The following is a 17,837-nucleotide window of genomic DNA, read 5'->3' as shown; positions in this document are numbered from 1 at the left end:
AACATTCCCCCAAAGGAGACAAGCGTCATGCAAACGACAAGCCGGGCAGCAGCGCTAACGGAGACGAAGAGCTCCGTGCGCTGGAAGATTTTCCTGATGATGTTGTTCCTCATCGCCATCAACTACATCGACCGGGCCTCGCTCTCGGTCGCGATGCCGCTGATCGCCAAGGAGTTCGATCTCAGCCCCACCATGCAGGGGCTGATCCTCAGCTCTTTCTTCTGGACCTACGCGGTCATGCAGATTCCCGGCGGCATGCTGGCGGACAAGTACAAGCCGCGCATCGTGATCGCCACCGCCACTGTCTTCTGGGGTGCGTTCCAGGCTCTGGCAGCCGTGTGCACCAGCGCCGGCGCGCTGTTGCTGACCCGGCTCGGGCTGGGCGCGGCCGAGGCGCCGATCTACCCGGCCGGCGGCAAGCTCAATGCGATCTGGATGACGCAGAACGAACGCGGCCGCGGCGCCACCCTGCTGGACGGCGGCGCGCCGCTGGGTGCGGCGCTCGGCGCCATCATCATCACCTGGCTGATCACCGCGCTGGGTTCCTGGCGCCTGGCCTTCGTGGTCGCTGGCGTGGGCACCGTGCTGGCCGGCATGCTGGCGTGGTACTACGTGCGCAACTCGCCGCGCGAGCACCGTGGCGTCAATGAGCTGGAAGCGAGCTATATCGAAGCCGCGCAAGCCAGCGAGCACCGCGCCGAGCCGGCCAACCTGTCGGGCCGCTCGCTCGACTTCCTCAAGTACCGCTCCGTGTGGTGCATGGCGACCGGCTGGATGTGCTTCAACAGCGTCTTCTACGGCCTGCTGACGTGGATGCCCAACTACCTGAACAAGGTGCACGGCTTCGACATCAAGCAGATGGGCGGCGCCAGCTTCATCATCTTCTTCTCGGGCTTTATCGGTGAACTCATCGGCGGCTGGATCGCCGACAAGTGGAAGGCCGCGGGCGGCGCGCCCAACCTGGTGATGCGCACCCTGTTCGGCATCGCCGCCGTGGTGGCTACCGTGTCGATCTTCTCGGTGGCGTACGTGAAGGATCCGGTGGTGGTGGTTGCCCTGCTCTCCTCCACGCTGTTCTTCCTGCGCTGGTGCGGCCTGTACTGGTGCATCCCGTCCATCCTCGGCACCCGCAACAAGGTGGGCGTGCTGGGCGGCATCATGAACCTGGGCGGCAATATCGGCGGCATCACCGTGCCCATCATCGTCGGCATGATCGTGCAGTTCACCGGCTCGTACTTCCTGGCGCTGATGTTCTTTGCCGCCGCCGGCGTGGGCCTGCTGATCTCCTCGACTGCGATCGACTACGAGAAGAAGCTGCCGGTCTGAGCGCAGCGCGACCTCCACAGCTAGCCATACAGTCGCACGCGCCGCGCCGGCACACGCCGGCAGCGGCGCGGCATCTCCTAAAGAGCATTACCCCATGACCAAACGCACCCTCCTCGGCATGCTCACGCCGTCGTCCAATACCGCGCTGGAACCCATCACCAGCGCGATGGTGAGCGGCCTGCCCAATGTCAGCGCGCATTTCTCGCGCTTCACCGTTACCGAGATCTCGCTGCGCGACCAGGCGCTGGGCCAGTTCGATCTCGACAAGATCATCGGCGCCGCCAAATTGCTGGCCGACGCGCGCGTGGACGTGATCGCATGGAACGGCACCTCTTCCGGCTGGCTCGGCTTCGAGAAAGACCAGGCGCTGTGCCGGCAGATCACCGAGGCAACCGGCATTCCCGCCACCACCTCGGTGCTGGCGCTGAACGAAATCCTGGAAAAGACCGGCGCGCACGATTTCGGCCTGGTCACGCCCTATCTCGACGATGTGCAGCAACGCATCGTGCAGAACTACAAGCGCAACGGCTTTAGCTGCACGGCGGAGCGCCACCTCGACCTGCACGTGAACTACAGCTTCGCCGAGGTGGAAGAAAACACCATCCGCCGCATGGTGCGCGAAGTGGCGCAGCACAAGCCGTCTGCCATCACCACGTTCTGCACCAACTTGCGCGCGGCGCACCTGGTGCAAGCGCTGGAAGCCGAGACCGGCATCCCCGTCTACGACACCATATCCACCGTGGTGTGGAAATCGCTGCGGCTGGCTGGCGTGGATACGCGCGCGCTGCGCGGCTGGGGCCGCTTGTTTGCCGAAGTGGAATGAAGGAGCAGGGCGCATGAACACCGAACTTGATCTTGTCATCCGCAACGCCGAAGTGGTCACCGCCTCAGACCGCTTCACCTGCGACATCGGCGTGCGCGACGGCCGCATCGCCATGCTGGGCCATGACCTGCCGCGCGCCGCGCGCGAGATGGATGCCACCGGCCTGCTGGCGCTGCCGGGCGGCGTGGATGGCCACGTCCACCTGGACCAGCCCATGCCCGACGGCATGCGCATGGCGGATGATTTTTTCACCGGCACGCGCGCTGCCGTGTGCGGTGGCACCACCACGGTGATCCCGTTCGCGGCGCAGGAAAAGGGCGGCTCGCTCAAGGCAGCTGTGGCGGACTACCATCGCCGCGCCGAAGGCCGTGCGGTGGCGGACTACGGCTTCCACCTGATCGTGGCGGACCCCACGCCGGATGTCTTGCAGAATGAATTGCCCGAACTGATTCGCAAGGGCTACACCTCGTTCAAGGTCTACATGACCTACGACGATCTGAAGCTATCCGACCGCGAGATGCTGGACGTGCTCGACGTGGCCAAGCAAAACGATGCGCTGGTGATGGTGCATGCCGAGAACGCGGATTGCATCTCGTGGCTCACTGAAAAACTGGTCGGGGAAGGGCGCATCTCGCCGCGCTTCCACGGCATGGCCCGGCCTGCGCTGGTGGAACGCGAAGCCACGCATCGCGCTATCACCTTTGCCGAGCTGGTCGACGTGCCGATCCTGATCGTGCATGTTTCCGGCAAGGAGGCGATCGAGCAGATTCGCTGGGCACAGGGCAGGGGGCTGCCGATCCTGGCCGAGACCTGCCCGCAGTACCTGTACCTGACTGCCGAGGATATGGGCTTGCCTGGCGATGATGGCTACGAAGGCGCCAAGTGCGTGTGCAGCCCGCCGCCGCGCGATCCGGAGAATCAGGCTGCTGTCTGGCGTGCGCTGACCAATGGCGTGTTCAGCGTGTTTTCCTCGGACCATGCGCCGTTCAACTATGACGATCCGCAAGGCAAGAAGCTGGGCGGCACGGCCCAGCCGTTTGACCACATTCCCAATGGCGTGCCCGGGATCGAGACGCGCTTGCCGCTGTTGTTCAACGGCATCGCGCAAGGCCGGCTTTCGTTGCATCAGTTTGTCGAGCTGACTTCGTACCGGCCGGCGCGGCTCTATGGCCTGTATCCGCGCAAGGGAACCATCGCTGTTGGCGCAGATGCCGATATTGCGTTGTGGGATCCATCGCGGAAGGTGCGGATTGCTAATAGCGATTTGCATCATGCGGTGGATTACACGCCGTATGAGGGGATTGAAGTGACCGGGTGGCCGGTGCATTGCTTCTCGCGGGGGGAGTTGCTGGTGGAGGATGGGAGGTATCTGGAGCCGGTTCCGGGGCGGGGGAGGTTCTTGCCTGCGGGCGCGCCGTCGTTGGTTTGAGGCTTGGTGGTTTTGGTTTCGACTTCCACTGCTTAACTTCAAAGTCAGCTTCAAAGTCAGCTTCAAAGGCTCAAAGTCAAAGGCAGTTTCACCACCCCTGCGGGGCGGCGACCTACTTTCTTGTCTTGCCAAGAAAGTAGGCAAAGAAGGCGCGCCGGATGGGGCGACACCCCCTCGTCGTCAGCCAAAAAGAGCGGCCGGGGGCCAAACTCACATCGCCTTAAGGCGATGCTCAGACATGGCCCCCTCTTTTCCGCTCTTTTTGCCTGCCGACGAGGCGCCCCATACGGCCTGGTACACCTTCACGGCTCGCTTCGCATCGCGTGGGGGCCCCTGGGGCCCCTGGGCGCCTGCTGGTGGTGAGCATTCTTTCCGGACATGATCATGCGTATTCTTGTTGTTAATCCTAATATTTCCGAGAGCGTTACCGAGCTGATTCGCGCGGAGGCTTTGCGTACGGCTTCGCCGGGGACTTCGCTGACGATGGCGACGGCGCAGTTTGGCGTGGCTTATATCGAGACGCGTTTCGAGGCGCTGGTGGGGGGCTACGCTACGGCTTGCGTGGCGGCGGAGCATCAGGGGCAGTTCGATGGCCTGGTGGTGGCTGCGTTTGGCGATCCTGGGCTGGCGGGGTTGAAGGAGCTGTTCAATGTGCCGGTGGTGGGCATGACAGAGGCGGCGCTGGCCAGCGCCTGCCTGCTTGGGCAGCGTTTTTCCATCATTGCGATTTCGCATCGGATCGAGGCCTGGTATCGCGAGTGCGTGGCGGCTAACGGGCTGACCTCGCGGCTGGCCAGCGTGCGTTCGCTGCAGCAGCCGCTGCGCGATATCGGCAGCGTGCAGGAGGATCATGCGGCGCGGCTGGAGGAACTCAGCCTGAAGGCAGTGCGCGAGGATGGTGCGGACGTGATCATCGTGGCCGGCGCGCCGCTGGCCGGGCTGGCGCGTACGCTCAAGGACCGGATTCCGGTGCCGGTGGTGGATGGCGTGTCCAGCGCGATCCGGCATTGCGAGAGCTTGATTGCGCTGGCGCCCACTGGCGCGGCGCAAGGCAGCTTCGCGCGCCCGCCGCACAAGCCGAATCGCGGCTTGCCGCCGACGCTGGCAGCGATGCTGGACTAAGTTGCGCGGCCGGGCGCAGGCCGTCTCTTATAATCTCCCGGCTTGGCATTTCGATGCGATCTCCGGAGAGAATACCTTGCGACAAGCCCTGTTGATCGTCGACGTTCAGCCCACCTTCTCGCCGCCACAATGGCTGATCGATGGCCTGTTGCCACTGATCGGCCAGATGCCTTCGGTAGCAACCGTGGAGCACCATGACGAAGCGCGCACGCCGTTCATGCGCCAGCTCGGCTGGGCGCCCGGCACGGGCGACCAGTCCCTCATACCGGCGGATCGCGTGTTCGTGAAGCATGGCTACCTGCCGTGCGCCGAGGCAATTGCGTATCTGCGTGAGCTGGCGCCAGAACGTGTGCTTGTTGCCGGCATCCAGACCGAGACCTGCGTGCTGGCAGCGGGCTTCGCGCTGTTCGATGCGGGCCTGCAGCCCACGCTGATCTCCGATCTCACCGTCGGGTCGTCTCTCGATCCTTCCGGTGCGCTGGGCGAGACGCTGTGGCGGCATCATTTCGGCAGCGTGGTGACGCGCGCCGACATCATTGGGCAGGCCTGACGCCACACTCAGGCGGCCACTCGCAAACCCAGTTCGCCCAGGCTTGCGCGCAGCGCTTGCTTGAGCGGCGTGCGCGGCAGCTCGCCCACCAGGGCTTCCAGCGCCGTGCCATCGAGCGCATGTGGCACCTTCCACAAGTAAGCCATCTCGGCCAGCTCGCGCCACATGGGCACCACCGCGCCGCCTGCGCGGATCAGCCACCATGGCATGCCGCCCACGCGCGGTGCGTGCGCCATGCCGCTGGCTTCGGCCAGCGCGCTCACCAGTTCATCGCCCGTTAGCGTATGCCCCGCGAAATGCAGCACGGCATGGCCGCGCAGATCGGCGTGACGGCCTGCCACCGCAACGAAGGCCTGCGCCAGGTCGGGCAGGTAGGCCCAGGCATGCGCGCGGTCGCGCGGGCCGGGATAGACCACCTTGCCTTGATCGAGCGACTTGGCGATCGCCAGGTCCATCCATGCGCCGCGCCCCGGGCCGCCGAAGAAATCGCCCGCGCGCAGGATCACGCTGCGCAGCTCGGGCGCACGCTCGCGCAGGCCGGCCTCGATGGCGTGGCGGATCTCGCCCTTGCGCGCGCTGGGCCGCTCGGCGGTATCGGGGCGCAGCAGCGGCGGCATCGACTCGCCGAAGTTGTAGACGTTGCCGGGATAGAGCAGCAAGGCGTCCAGCGCCTGAGCCACCTCCATGCCGCTGCGCGTCAGTGCTTCGGCGTGCTGCTCCCATTCGGTATAGACCGGGTTGAGCGCGTTCACCACCACGCTGGCGCCGCGCGCGGCGGCGAGCAGTTGCGCGGTGTCGGCCACATCGATAGCCAGGCTGCGCACGTTGTGCGCTGCCGTGCCCGCCAGCGGACGGCGTGCCTGCGCCAGCACCGTCCAGCCGGCCGCCGCGAAGGCATCCACCAGGGTGCGGCCTAGACGGCCGTTGGCGCCAAGTATCAATACGGTGTCGCGCATCATGTTCTCCTGCATCACGTTCTCCTTGCGGTATCGCCTGAAGACCATTGTGGGCAATCCTTCGCTACACCACAATTGCATGAATATGCAACACGCGAATTCATTTTTGAATAGAACGCCAGGCAAGGAGCGATGGAGAAAATGGCCGAAGCATTCGACTGGACGCTGATGCGCTCCTTCCTGGCCGTGATGGAGGCCGGCAGCCTGCTGGGCGCGGCGCGCCAGCTTTCCAGCAGCCAGCCCACGCTGGGGCGCCACGTGGCGCAACTGGAGGCGCAGCTCGGCGTGCCGCTGTTCGAGCGCACCGGCCACGGCCTGCAGCCGACAGAGGCTGCGCGCGCCATCGCCGGGCATGCGCGGGTGATGCAGCAGGGCGCGGACGCGGTCGCGCGCACGCTCGCGCGCGACCAGGCGGGCATTGCGGGGACGGTGCGCATCTCCGCGAGCCGCGCGGTGGCCAGCTACCTGCTGCCGCCGCTGCTGGCAGACCTGCGCCTGCGCGAGCCGCAACTCGCCATCGAAGTGGTGTCGTCCAACGCCGTCAGCAACCTGCTGCGGCGCGAGGCCGATATCGCCATCCGCATGGTGCGGCCGGTGCAGGCATCGTTGATCGCGCGCAAGGTGGCGTCCGTGGCGCTATGTGCCTGCGCCCACGAGGACTACCTGCGGCGCAAGGGCGTGCCGCGCACGGCGCAGGACCTGCCGCGCTTCGACCTGATCGGCTATGACGGCGACGACACGATCCTGCGCGGCTTTCGCGCCATGGGCGTGGAGATCACGCGCGAGGCGTTCGCGGTGCGCAGCGATGACGATATCGTGCTGTGGCAGTCGATCCGCGCCGGCCTGGGCGTGGGCTTTGCGGCGCGCTATATCGCCGCCGGCGATGCGCGCGTGCGCACGGTGCTGCCCGCGCTGTCCATTCCACCACTGCCGGTCTGGCTCACCGTGCACCGGGAAATCCGCGGCAGCGCGCGTATCCGCGCGGTCTACGATTTTCTGGCCAGCGCCATTCCCGCCGCGCTGGCGGCGCCGTGAGCGCACGTTCTCAACGCCCTACGCGTCCAGCCTGACATGCTCCGCCAGGTGGCTGACCACGGTGGCGATACGCCGCAGATGCCGGGACTCCGGATGTGTCAGCAGCCACAGGTCGGTGTCGCACTCGTCCAGCGTGCCGGTGAGCGCCACCAGCTTGCCGCTGCGCCGCCCGATCATCAGCGAAACAATGCCGGCGCCGAGCCCTGCCTCGACGCCTTCCAGCACGCCGGCGATGCTGTTGACGCGGTACTGCGGCACCACGCGCGGCAGGTGCTTGCGGCGCCAGCGCACCGACGGGTGATCGGGCATGGCCTCGTCCGGCGCGATCCACGGCAGTGTGGCCAGCGCGGCAAGGTCGACGGCGCCGCCGTGCCCGGGGATCGCGATGCAGGCCGCCTCCACCAACTCCCGCGCCGCGAACACCGCCACGCGCAAGGGGCCGAGGCACTTGCCGATCAGGTGATCGGGTGGATGGCGCGTGGCGCGCACGGCGATGTCGGCGTCGCGCCGGGTCAGGCTGACCAGCTCATTGGTGGCGATCAGCTCGAAGCTCAGCCCGGGATGCTTGCGCCCGAGCGGCGCCAGTGCCGGCAGCACCATGCCATGCAGCACGGTATCGGTGGTGGTGATGCGCACCAGGCCCGACACCGTGCCGGCCGACACCGAGGCATGCGCGCGCGCCGCCTCCAGCTCGGCCTCGATGCGTTCGGCATGCTGTGCGAACTGCTGGGCAAGTTCGGTCGGCAGGTAGCCCGCGCGGCTGCGCTCGAACAGGCGCCGCCCCAGCCCTTTCTCGATGCGCTGCAGCGCGCGGAACACGGTGGAGGCATCAAGCCCGAGCCGGCGCCCGGCTTCGGCCAGCGTGGCGCAACGCACCAATGCCAGCACCACGTCGAGATCGGGGGAAGAGAGTTGGTAGGGTATGTTCATTGCAGATTTGCAGCCATAGCTTGCGTCAGTGCGCATTGTGATTGCGCTTTCGCAATCCTAGACTGCCTGCACTGCCACCACAAGGCGTGGCGGCAAACCCTGAAAAACCGAACCCAAAACAGCGAGGACTACCCGATGAAGCTCTACTACTCCCCTGGCGCTTGCTCCCTGGCCGTGCATATCGCACTGCGCGAAGCCGGCCTGCCGTTTTCGCTCGCCAAGGTCGACCTGGCCCGGCACAAGCTGAGCGAGCCGGAAAACGGCAGCGACGACTTCTACGCGGTGAGCCCGCGCGGCTACGTGCCGATGCTGCAACTGGACGATGGCTCGCGCCACACCGAAGCCGCATCGCTGCTGCAATACGTGGCGGACCTCGCCCCGGGCAAGGCGCTGCTGCCGGCGGCCGGCACCCAGGCGCGCCTGGAAGCGGTGGGCTGGCTGACGCTGGTCTCCACCGAGCTGCACAAGGTCTTCAGCCCGTGGCTGTGGCACAAGGAAACCGCGCAGAGCACACGCGAGGATTGCCTGGCCAAGGTGGCCCTGCGCTTCGCCGAGCTGGACCGGCACCTGGCCACGCGCGACTACTTGTGCGGCACGCAGTTCACCGTGGCCGACGCCTACTGCTTCGCCGTCGCCAACTGGGCCAATATGCTGCAGATGCCGCTCAACCCTTACCCCGCGCTGCAGGCCTACCTGTCGCGCGTGGCCGCGCGGCCGAAGGTGCACGAGGCGCTGGTGGCCGAGGGGCTGGCGCGCGATTGATCGTGCAACCGGTGCCGGGCGTCAGGCTGCCGTTGTGGTGACGGGCGGCAGCCTGTAGTTGTCCTGGCTAAGCAGGTCCAGCCCGCACTCCAGCGTGGAGACCCAGTCGATGAACTGCGCCACCATCACCTTGCCGCGAAACGACGGGCCGTGCTGCGGCACGATCCACTCGATATCCAGCCCGCGCGCCATGTTGGCCCACAGCCGGCAGGCGCGGTTGCCGCTCATGTAGCGCTGGTGGAAGGGCAGCATGGCGCGGGTGTGCGCGGCAAAATCGCTCACCACCGCGCCGGCTTCCCGCGCGCTGGTCATGGCCGCGCCCAGGTCGCCGGAGAACAGGATCTTGCTGATGGGATCGTAGAACTGGAAGTTGCCCTCCGAGTGCAGGAAATGCGCCGGCACCGCCAGCAACGTGCAGTTGCCCAGCGCGATCGGCATGCCGGCATCGGGGATGGTGACGATGCGCCCTTGCGTCTTGCCCGCCTGGCAGAAATGCGGCAAGAACCGCGCCCAGACGCGCGAGATCAGGATGCGGCTATCGGAGGCGGTCAGCCAGCGCCCGACCGAGGCCACGATATCCGGATCGGCGTGCGACGCCAGCACGTAGTCGAGCTGCTTGGGCGGAAAGTAGCGGCTGATGGCGAGGTACAGCTCGCCGTAGGTCATGTGCCCGCCAGGATCGATCAGCGCGCCGTGGCCGGCGTCGACGATCAGGAACTGGTTGGTCTGCACCACCTCGCCGTGCTCCTCCTCGACCAGGTCCGAAAACAGCAGGCAGGTGTGCCCGCCGGCATCGTATAGCGTGATGGCCATCGTCTGTCTCTCCCCAAAGCGGCGAAAGTAGCGATGGCGGCGCCCCGGCGGCTTGACGCTGGTCAAGAAGCCAGCGAATCGTGCGCCGATGCCATGGGCGCGGCCACGTTGAAGGGCAGTGTGCGCGGCGCCACCTGGGCGCTTGGCGGCTGGCAGGCGGTGTGCCTGGCCGGGATCGGCTTTACCGCGCTCAACCTGGTGGCGCACGGCTTCACGGCTGCGAAGCCGTGCGGTGCCGATGGCAGCTTAGTAGCCCGGCGGCTTAGCGCGCGCCGTCCAGCAGTTGCTCGATCTTGCTCACGAACTGCTTGTCGTCGGGCTTGGTCATGCTGTTATAGCTGCCCACCACCTGGCCGTTGCGGTCGATCACGTACTTGTAGAAATTCCACTTGGGCGTGGTGCCGGACTGCTTGGCCAGCAGCGCGTACATGGGATTGGCATCGCTGCCGCGCACGTGCGACTTGCCCAGCATCGGGAATTTCACGCCATAGGTGTTGTAGCAAAAGTCGGCGATCTCCTTGGAGGAGCCCGGCTCCTGCGAAAAGTCGTTGGACGGGAAGCCCAGCACCACCAGCCCGCGTTCGCGGTACTTGGCGTACAGCGCCTCCAGCCCTTCGTATTGCGGGGTAAAGCCGCAATAGCTGGCGGTATTGACCACCACTACGACCTTGCCGGCGTACTGGCAGAGGTTTTGCGGCGCTTCGTCCTGCAGGCGGGGGAACTTGAAGTTGAGCGAGGCCGGGCAGGCGCCGGCCGGCTTGGCGGCGGTGGCTGCCGGGGTATCGGCGGCTTGCGCAAGACGCGGCGCGGCGACAACAGCGGCGGCAGCGGCCAGGACCAACGCGCCGGACAAGGCGATGCGTTGCAGGGCGCGTGAGCGCTGTTCGGGAAGGCTGCGCATGTAGGAAACTCCGGAGATGGTCTGTCCGTAGTTTACGCCGTTGGGCGTGAAATGGATGCGCAAGCCTCCTCCCGCTTACTCCATGGCCAGCGTGGCCGCGTGCTCGGTCACGCTGCTGCGCAACTCCACGTCCGGCATGCGGCGCACGATCACCAGCGCCAGCAGGGCGGCCACGGTGCCCACGGCAAAAATCAACCGGAAGCCCGACTCCACGCCGCCCGTCAGCACGTCCCGCACTGCGGGAGAGAGATGGGCCAGCGCCTCGCTGCCGTGGCGCAGCGCGCCCAGGTCCAGCGCCTGCGTCACGCCGGAAGCGTGCAGGGCATGGCGGAATTCCAGCGTCAGCAAGGTGCCGGCCAGCGCGCCGCCAAAGGCGCTGCCAAGCGAGCGCAGCACCAGCAGCGCGCCGGTGCCGGCGCCGGTATCGCGGCGCTCCAGCACGTTCTGCACCGTCATCAAGGTGCCGACCATGGTCATGCCCAGCCCCACGCCGGCCACCATCATGGCCAGCAAGACCAGCGCCAGCGGCGTGGACGGCGAAACCGCCACGAGCGCCAGCAAGCCCAGCGCCGCGGCAATGAATCCGCCGGTCAGGATGCCGCGCATCCGCCCCAGGCGCGGCGCCAGCCCGGCCACGATGAAATTGCCCGCCACGGTGGAGAGCAGGAACGGCACCACCAGCAAACCGGACTCCGACGCATCGGCGCCGCGCACCAGCTGGAAATGCAGCGGCAGCGCGAAGATGCACAAGAAGATATTCAGCGCAGCCATCGCGGACGCCGCCACGCCCAGCACATAAGCGCGGTTGCGGAACAGCCGCGGCGGCAGCATCGGGTCGCCCGCGCGGCGCTCCTGCCAGACCAGCGCGGTCACCGCCACCAAGGCCAGCAGCGCCAGGCCAGCGATCTCCGGCGAGATCCAGTCGTAGACATCGCCCCCCCAGCTCATCGCCAGCAGGAAGGCCACAATGGAAACCGTCAGCAGCAGCGCGCCGCCCCAGTCCACCCGCGCCGAGCCGCCACGCACCTGCAACTGGCTCAAGCCCCGATAGCACATGAACATGGCCAGCAACCCCAGCGGCACATTGATCCAGAACAGCCAGCGCCACGACAGATGATCTGAAGTCCAGCCCCCCACCAGCGGGCCGGCAATGGAAGCCACCGCCCACACGGTCGCCAGGTAACCCTGGTAACGCCCACGCTGGCGCGGCGCCACCACATCCGCAATCGCCGCCTGCGCCAGCGACATCAAGCCGCCACCGCCAATGCCTTGCAGCGCACGGAACAGGATCAGCTGCTCCAGCGTAGCCGCCATCGCGCACGCCACCGAGGCCAGGATGAACAGCGCGATCGCCAGCATCAGCAGCCGGCGCCGGCCATAGGTATCCGACAACTTGCCGTACAAGGGCGTGGAAACGGTGGAAGTGATCAGGTAGGCCGTCACGATCCACGACAAATGGCCAAACCCGTTCAGGTCATTGGCAATCGCCGGCACCGCCGGAATCACCACGGTCTGGTCCAGCGCGGACAGCAAGATGCAAAGGATGATCCCGCCGATCACGCGCATGATGGCCTGGTGGCTCAGGGCAGGGGTAGCAACCGCAGAAGAAGCAGATGAAGCAGAAGTGGAGGAAGACATCGGAGGCAGCAGGGCGCGTAGTCATAAGCAACCAACGTTGCGCCCAACCGCCAACAAACCACCTCGTTTGTCAGCCTATATCGGGGAACATGGCCACAAAATTGAAATCAACCGATTGGACGCGTACCCAGCGCTGCGCGAATCGAGAACTGCCACGAGCTGGCAGATGCCGCCTGCACGGCCCGGGCGGGCCTAATTCAGTGAATGCATAATTATATGCGGATACCAAATATGGAGTGCGGCACTAAGTTGGTTTCTGATGCGGCGCAAACGCGCCTTTTGCCTGAACGTGCGTACTTCTGTTCAGTACGAGCGGCCATCTGCCAGCAAGCCGACACGAAGCAAAATACGGAATTTTGTGGTTTTTTTGTTGCCGCAGGGACGGGAGCGTACCCAATACAGCGGGGCCAGATTGGGCTGGCCCCAACAAGCCACCCGTCACACGCAGCGAAGCGAGACGTGAAGATGTGCCAAGACCGTATGGGGCGCCTTCCTAGCCTGCCCTTTTGGGAGACAGGAAAACAGGCCGGCGCCCCGCAGGGGTCATGAAACTGCCTTTGACTTTAAGCTTGTGACCTTAAGCCCTTGAACCTGCGGTAAATCAGCTTCCATTTACCAGGAATCACCGGGGCAATGAGATCAGAGCTTGGGATGGGGCGTCCCGCTAATGTAGTGCTCCAGTTGATCGATGATAAATTTCTGCTCGGAAATAATATCCTTGACCAGGTCCCCGATCGACAACATGCCCACCAGGGCATCGCCGTCCATCACCGGCAAGTGCCTCAACCGATGCTGCGTCATCAACGCCATGCACTCATCGGTACTCTGATCCCCGCGCACATAAATCACCGCCGACGTCATGATGTCGCGAACAAAGGTCTCCCGGGAAGTCCGCTGCATCAGGATCACCTTCCGCGCATAATCCCGCTCGCTCAAAATACCAACGATATCGCCGCGTTCGATCACCAATAACGCGCCAATGCCTTTTTCCGCCATCAGTTGCAGCGCAGCATAAACCGTGGCGCCAGGGGGAATGCTGTAGATAGCCTGAGTCGGTTTGGACTCAAGAACCTGTCGTGCAGTTTTCATCACCCACTCCTTGTTCGATCCCAACGGATTGCAACACGACCCGCGCAAAGGCGGGAGCGCCTGGCAGGGCACCTGCGCACCGCGCCGCTGCCTATCGCCTTCAGATTAGCACCACGCGCGCACGCCTTACAGGGTGACGCACACGAATCTTTGCAAAAAAACCAAGCCGCTGAAAAGCACTGCGCAAACCCGCCGGCAAGCGCTATAAAGGAAAGGGAGCGCGCCACCTGGCGCGCAATGCGCAGGAGGGCCAGCCATGGCCACCGAGTCCGTTGCCGGCAAGCGCGTCATCGTGCTCTTCGACGACAGCCGCTGCATCCATTCGCGCCACTGCGTGCTGGACCGCCCGGACGTGTTCGTGCCCGGCGTGCAGGGCGAGTGGATCCACCCCGACAACGCCAGCGCCGAAGAAATCGCGGAGATTGCGCACAACTGCCCATCGGGCGCCATCAGCTACCAGAACGTCGACGATTCCCCCGGCGAGGCGGCGCCGCTGGTCAATGTGGTGCGCGTGCTCGAGAACGGCCCGCTGGCGCTGCGCGCCGCCATCACCATCGATGGCCAGCCCGCCGGCTTTCGCCTGACGTTGTGCCGCTGCGGCGCTTCGCGCAACAAGCCCCTGTGCGACGGCAGCCACGCCAGCGCGGGTTTCGTCGCCACCGGCGAGGCCGCCACCGTAGCATCGGAGCCGCTGGCGCAGCGCGATGGGCCCCTCGATATCCATCCCATCCCCAACGGACCGCTGCGCGTCAAAGGCAATCTTGAAGTCATCAGCGGCACCGGCAGAACCATCACCCGCATGACCGAGGCCTGGTTTTGCCGCTGCGGCCAGTCGGGCAACAAGCCGTTCTGCGACGGCACGCACAAGAAGGTAGGGTTCAGGAGCGACGCGCAGGATCCATAAAATCCATAGGATCCGAAGACAACGGCGCGGCCCCCAGCGCCAGCAGGCAAAGCCGCTCCATCTGCGCCACCCATGCCGCCCGCGAGGACTCGGCAGCCTGCAGCAGCAGGCGATAGCGGCGCGCGCCCCAGACCGCCTCCAGCAGGCTTCGCACCATGGCGGGGTCCGGCGCGCCCGGCAAATCCGGGCATGCCGCCAGCGCGCGCTGCCAGGCCGCGTACAACTCATCGAACACACGGCGGTGATGCTTGGTCTCGGCGATGCGCGCTTCCAGCATGAGCATCTCGTGTTCGAAGCCCTCCAGCGAGGCATCGTCGGCGCCGCAGGTCAGCCGTGCCAGGCGCTGGACGCGCGTGCGCCAGTCCAGCCCGGGTACGGCCGCCACTTCGGCCTCGATGCGCGCCAGCAGCAGCTCGATGGTGTGCCGCACATAGCCGGAGAGCAGCGCCTCCTTGTTAGGGAAGTACTCGTACAGGGTGCCTACGGAGCATCCGGCCTCCAGCGCCACGGCGCGCGTGGTCACGCCGTCCCAGCCACGCGCCCGCCATATCCGAACAAACGCCTCGTAAATGGCATCCACGGTAAAGCGCGCGCGCTGCTGCGACGGGCGTTTCAGCGGCCTGGCAGGCGCTTGCGCCGGCTCGGCCGCGGCACCCGCGTTTCCGAACCCGGCGGCCTGCTTGCGGCGATACATTGGTGGCATCGACCTCGACGGTGAGAAAGGGACAGAAAATGGGACAGACGATGGATCAGACGATGGATCAGACGAAGCACAGCGACCATGGCAGCCACCAAGGCAGTCACAACGACAGCGCCGAACAATCGCTCACGGTCACCCGACTGCTGACACGCAAGCATGCCCTAAATGAAAGCCGGCTGGAAGCGCGCCAGGAACGCACCGACGCCGCCCCCGGCGAAGTCCTGCTGAAGATCGACCGCTTCGCACTCACCACCAACAACATCACCTACGCCGCCTTCGGCGACGCCATGAATTACTGGCAGTTCTTTCCCACCGGGCAACAAGAATGGGGCCATATGCCGGTGTGGGGCTTTGCCGATGTGGTGGACTCCAAGGTGCCCGGCGTGGCGGCGGGCGAGCGCTTCTACGGCTACTTCCCCATCGCCAGCCATATCCGCATGCAGCCCGAACGCGTGACCGAGCGCGGCTTCTACGATGCCATCGAGCACCGCCGGTCCCTGACCTCCGCGTACAACCAGTACACCCGCGTGACCAACGACGCCGCCTACGCACCCGAGCTGGAGAACTACCAGATCCTGTACCGGCCACTGTTCATCACGTCGTTCATGCTGGCCGACTTCCTCGAAGACAACCGCTTCTTCGGCACGACCCGGCTGGTAGTGTCCAGCGCCTCCAGCAAGACCGCCTATGGCACCGCCTTCTGCCTGCGCGACATCCCCGGCATCTCGCTGGCCGCCATTACCTCGGAGCGCAACCGCGCCTTTGTCGAAGGCCTTGGCTGCTACGAGGAAGTGGTCAGCTACGACGGACTGGAAACGCTTAGCACCGACGTGCCCACGCTCTACGTGGACTTCTCCGGCGACGAAGCGCTGCGCGCACGCGTGCACCATCACTTTGGCGACGCGCTGGTGTACGACTGCTTTGCCGGCTCGGCGCAGAACACGGGCTTTTTGCGCGATACCGGCCTGCCCGGGCCCAAGCCCGAGTTCTATTTCGCACCGGTGCAGATCCGCAAGCGCAATGCCGACTGGGGGCCCGAAGGCGTGAACCGGCGCTTCAACGCAGCGCAGCGCGCGTTTATCGATTATGTGAAAGAGCCGGCGAACGGCTGGCTGACGCTGATCGAAGCGCGGGGCTTCGGCGCCGCGCAGGAGAGAATCGCGAGCCTGGTGGCAGGTGGAAGCGAGCCGAAGGCGGGGTACGTGGTGCGGCTCGGTTGAGCGCCGCATGCCTGTTGTTGCCAGTGCGCGGACGGGGCTTGCACGCGAGTGGCCGCGCCGGGCTCCTCGCTGACGAAAGCCCGGCGAGCCTGACTGCCAGTGTGTATGATCAAACGAAGAGCCGGGCAGCCACGCGTTGGACGAGAGCCCTGCAGTCCGTTGCGAGGATCTCTCGATGCGCGTCTCTTCGTTTGCCGGCGTACTCGCACTGCACGGCGCCTGTACCTACGCCCAGGCAAACCCGCCGCCCATCGCCGACGCTGGCTGGTTCGAGCCCGCTCGCGTCGGCGTCTCGCTTGGCATCGCGCCCGAAGCCAACCTTGGCCGCCTCGAGTTGCGCTGGGACCTGAGGCAGGACCTGTGGGACAGTGCCACGCGATCGGTCAGGCTGCGCCTGGGGCTGGAGATTTCCGCGGGCGCCTGGGATCCGCATGGCGGCAGCAGCGGCGCAATGGGCGACATCGGCCTGACGCCCGTCTTTCGCTTGCAGGGTGGGGGCAACGCGACAGCCTTCGTGGATCTCGCCATCGGCGCCCACCTGCTCTCGCGCACCCGCATCTCGGATACGACCGTGTTCTCCACGGCGTTCCAGTTCGGCGACCGCATCGCCATCGGCTACCACTTTGACGATGCCATGCACTCCGAAGTCGCGCTGCGCCTGCAGCACTACTCCAACGGCAGGATCAAGCGGCCCAACCCCGGCATCAACTTCCTGCTCGTACAGTACTCGGCGCAGTTCTGAGCGCAGCGCGGCCGCGCTGCCGCCTTACTCCGCGCTTTGCAGGTAGCGCTGGCGCGCCTCTTCTTCCAGGATCACGTCTTCCACTTCCGCCAGCACGGCGTCCACGTCCACCGGGGTGTCGTCCACGGCAACCTGGCCGGTCAGCTTCACGCCAGGATGCAGCAAGCCGGCCTGGTAAAGCGCCCAGATTTCCTTGCCGTACTGCGTACCATTGAGCGCCGGCGCAAACTGGCCGAAGTAAAACGCGAGGTTATCCACATCGCGCTCCAGCATGGCGCTGGCTTCGCTGTTGCCGGCGGCATCCACCGCCTGCGGCAGGTCGATGATGACCGGGCCGTCGGCGTCCACCAGGATGTTGAATTCGGACAGGTCGCCGTGCACCACGCCGGCGCACAGCATCAGGATCACCTGCTCGATCAGCGCGTCGTGGAATGCCACCGCCTGCTCCGGGCTCAGCGCCACGTCATTCAGGCGCGGCGCGGCATTGCCCTCGGCATCCACCACCAGCTCCATCAGCAGCACGCCCTCGAAGCACAGGTGCGGCGTGGGCACGCGCACGCCGGCGGCGGCAAGGCGGTATAGCGCATCCACCTCCGCGTTGTGCCAGGCTTCTTCTGCCACCTTGCGCCCGTAGCGCGTGCCTTTTTCCATGGCGCGCGCCTGCCGGCTGTTCTTGACCTTGCGCCCCTCCTGGTAGGTCGAGGCCTGGCGGAAGCTGCGTTGCGCGGCATCCTTGTAGACCTTGGCGCAGCGGATCTCGCCACCGCTGCGCACGACATAGACGGTGGCTTCCTTGCCGCTCATCAACTGGCGCAACACCTCGTCGACCAGGCCGTCTTCGACCAGCGGCTGGAGCCGCTTCGGCGTTTTCATCGGGCAGCACCAAGTGGGCACGGC

The 17,837-nt window shown here is 65.8% G+C and carries 18 protein-coding genes; 10 read left to right on the top strand and 8 right to left on the bottom strand.

Annotated features, from left to right (window positions below; all coding sequences use genetic code 11):
• The first annotated feature begins 27 nt into the window (after positions 1–27).
• The 5 genes from AC1RQK_RS13265 (at position 28) to AC1RQK_RS13245 (ending at position 5,250) form a co-directional block, all read left to right on the top strand.
• The gene (locus AC1RQK_RS13265; RefSeq protein ID WP_183035833.1) at positions 28–1,326 is read left to right on the top strand and encodes an MFS transporter; all 1,299 of its coding nucleotides are present in this window, start codon (positions 28–30) and stop codon (positions 1,324–1,326) included.
• Between the two features lie 94 nt (positions 1,327–1,420).
• Positions 1,421–2,149 (top strand): maleate cis-trans isomerase family protein, encoded by a 729-nt coding sequence (locus AC1RQK_RS13260; protein ID WP_492809307.1) that lies wholly within the window; start codon positions 1,421–1,423, stop codon positions 2,147–2,149.
• A gap of 13 nt (positions 2,150–2,162) precedes the next feature.
• Positions 2,163–3,578, top strand: coding sequence for a dihydropyrimidinase (gene hydA / locus AC1RQK_RS13255; RefSeq protein ID WP_492376702.1), 1,416 nt, complete (start codon positions 2,163–2,165; stop codon positions 3,576–3,578).
• Positions 3,579–3,962: 384 nt separating this feature from the next.
• Positions 3,963–4,700, top strand: coding sequence for an aspartate/glutamate racemase family protein (locus AC1RQK_RS13250; protein ID WP_416050132.1), 738 nt, complete (start codon positions 3,963–3,965; stop codon positions 4,698–4,700).
• A 76-nt stretch (positions 4,701–4,776) separates the two neighbouring features.
• Positions 4,777–5,250, top strand: a complete 474-nt coding sequence (locus tag AC1RQK_RS13245) for an isochorismatase family protein (protein WP_150985420.1) — start codon at positions 4,777–4,779, stop codon at positions 5,248–5,250.
• A gap of 8 nt (positions 5,251–5,258) precedes the next feature.
• Here the strand turns inward: AC1RQK_RS13245 and AC1RQK_RS13240 are convergent, their stop codons facing one another.
• The gene (locus AC1RQK_RS13240) at positions 5,259–6,254 is read right to left on the bottom strand and encodes an NmrA family NAD(P)-binding protein (RefSeq protein WP_492375473.1); all 996 of its coding nucleotides are present in this window, start codon (positions 6,252–6,254) and stop codon (positions 5,259–5,261) included.
• 93 nt (positions 6,255–6,347) lie between these two features.
• On the opposite strand from AC1RQK_RS13240, the gene AC1RQK_RS13235 reads away from it, so the two are divergent.
• Positions 6,348–7,241, top strand: coding sequence for a LysR family transcriptional regulator (locus tag AC1RQK_RS13235; protein ID WP_492375474.1), 894 nt, complete (start codon positions 6,348–6,350; stop codon positions 7,239–7,241).
• An 18-nt stretch (positions 7,242–7,259) separates the two neighbouring features.
• Here AC1RQK_RS13235 and AC1RQK_RS13230 read toward each other — a convergent pair whose 3' ends face one another.
• Positions 7,260–8,171 (bottom strand): LysR family transcriptional regulator, encoded by a 912-nt coding sequence (locus AC1RQK_RS13230; protein WP_492809306.1) that lies wholly within the window; start codon positions 8,169–8,171, stop codon positions 7,260–7,262.
• 135 nt (positions 8,172–8,306) lie between these two features.
• Here AC1RQK_RS13230 and gstA point away from each other — a divergent pair, with 135 nt between their 5' ends.
• Positions 8,307–8,933, top strand: coding sequence for a glutathione transferase GstA (gene gstA / locus AC1RQK_RS13225; protein ID WP_492809305.1), 627 nt, complete (start codon positions 8,307–8,309; stop codon positions 8,931–8,933).
• Positions 8,934–8,954: 21 nt separating this feature from the next.
• Here the strand turns inward: gstA and AC1RQK_RS13220 are convergent, their stop codons facing one another.
• The 4 genes from AC1RQK_RS13220 to AC1RQK_RS13205 all read right to left on the bottom strand — a co-directional run bounded on the left by AC1RQK_RS13220 (position 8,955) and on the right by AC1RQK_RS13205 (position 13,374).
• Positions 8,955–9,746, bottom strand: coding sequence for an oxygen-binding di-iron domain-containing protein (locus AC1RQK_RS13220; protein ID WP_492375477.1), 792 nt, complete (start codon positions 9,744–9,746; stop codon positions 8,955–8,957).
• 262 nt (positions 9,747–10,008) lie between these two features.
• The gene (locus tag AC1RQK_RS13215) at positions 10,009–10,647 is read right to left on the bottom strand and encodes a glutathione peroxidase (protein WP_441639140.1); all 639 of its coding nucleotides are present in this window, start codon (positions 10,645–10,647) and stop codon (positions 10,009–10,011) included.
• 75 nt (positions 10,648–10,722) lie between these two features.
• Positions 10,723–12,213 carry an MDR family MFS transporter gene (locus AC1RQK_RS13210; RefSeq protein WP_492375479.1) on the bottom strand — a complete coding sequence of 497 codons (1,491 nt, stop codon included), beginning with the start codon at positions 12,211–12,213 and terminating at the stop codon, positions 10,723–10,725.
• A 711-nt stretch (positions 12,214–12,924) separates the two neighbouring features.
• Positions 12,925–13,374 carry a CBS domain-containing protein gene (locus AC1RQK_RS13205; RefSeq protein ID WP_492375480.1) on the bottom strand — a complete coding sequence of 150 codons (450 nt, stop codon included), beginning with the start codon at positions 13,372–13,374 and terminating at the stop codon, positions 12,925–12,927.
• Between the two features lie 256 nt (positions 13,375–13,630).
• On the opposite strand from AC1RQK_RS13205, the gene AC1RQK_RS13200 reads away from it, so the two are divergent.
• The gene (locus AC1RQK_RS13200) at positions 13,631–14,278 is read left to right on the top strand and encodes a CDGSH iron-sulfur domain-containing protein (protein WP_492809304.1); all 648 of its coding nucleotides are present in this window, start codon (positions 13,631–13,633) and stop codon (positions 14,276–14,278) included.
• Here AC1RQK_RS13200 and AC1RQK_RS13195 read toward each other — a convergent pair.
• Positions 14,253–14,972 carry a TetR/AcrR family transcriptional regulator gene (locus AC1RQK_RS13195; protein ID WP_492809303.1) on the bottom strand — a complete coding sequence of 240 codons (720 nt, stop codon included), beginning with the start codon at positions 14,970–14,972 and terminating at the stop codon, positions 14,253–14,255. The two genes, AC1RQK_RS13200 and AC1RQK_RS13195, sit on opposite strands and share 26 nt — an antisense overlap.
• A 62-nt stretch (positions 14,973–15,034) precedes the next feature.
• Between AC1RQK_RS13195 and AC1RQK_RS13190 the strand changes: the two genes are divergently transcribed.
• Both AC1RQK_RS13190 and AC1RQK_RS13185 read left to right on the top strand, forming a co-directional pair.
• On the top strand, positions 15,035–16,198 hold the full coding sequence (locus AC1RQK_RS13190; RefSeq protein WP_492809302.1) for a DUF2855 family protein: 1,164 nt from the start codon (positions 15,035–15,037) through the stop codon (positions 16,196–16,198).
• A 175-nt stretch (positions 16,199–16,373) separates the two neighbouring features.
• Positions 16,374–16,940 (top strand): acyloxyacyl hydrolase, encoded by a 567-nt coding sequence (locus AC1RQK_RS13185; protein ID WP_492809301.1) that lies wholly within the window; start codon positions 16,374–16,376, stop codon positions 16,938–16,940.
• 24 nt (positions 16,941–16,964) lie between these two features.
• On the opposite strand, the gene AC1RQK_RS13180 is transcribed toward AC1RQK_RS13185, so the two are convergent.
• Complete coding sequence (locus AC1RQK_RS13180) at positions 16,965–17,813, bottom strand: PA4780 family RIO1-like protein kinase (RefSeq protein ID WP_492375485.1); 849 nt, start codon at positions 17,811–17,813, stop codon at positions 16,965–16,967.
• Positions 17,814–17,837 lie beyond the last annotated feature (24 nt).

This window comes from Cupriavidus sp. GW822-FHT02D05 (genome assembly GCF_058802485.1).
The sequence above is the reverse complement of the archived record's forward strand: the minus strand, read 5'-3'. Positions and strand labels throughout refer to the sequence as shown.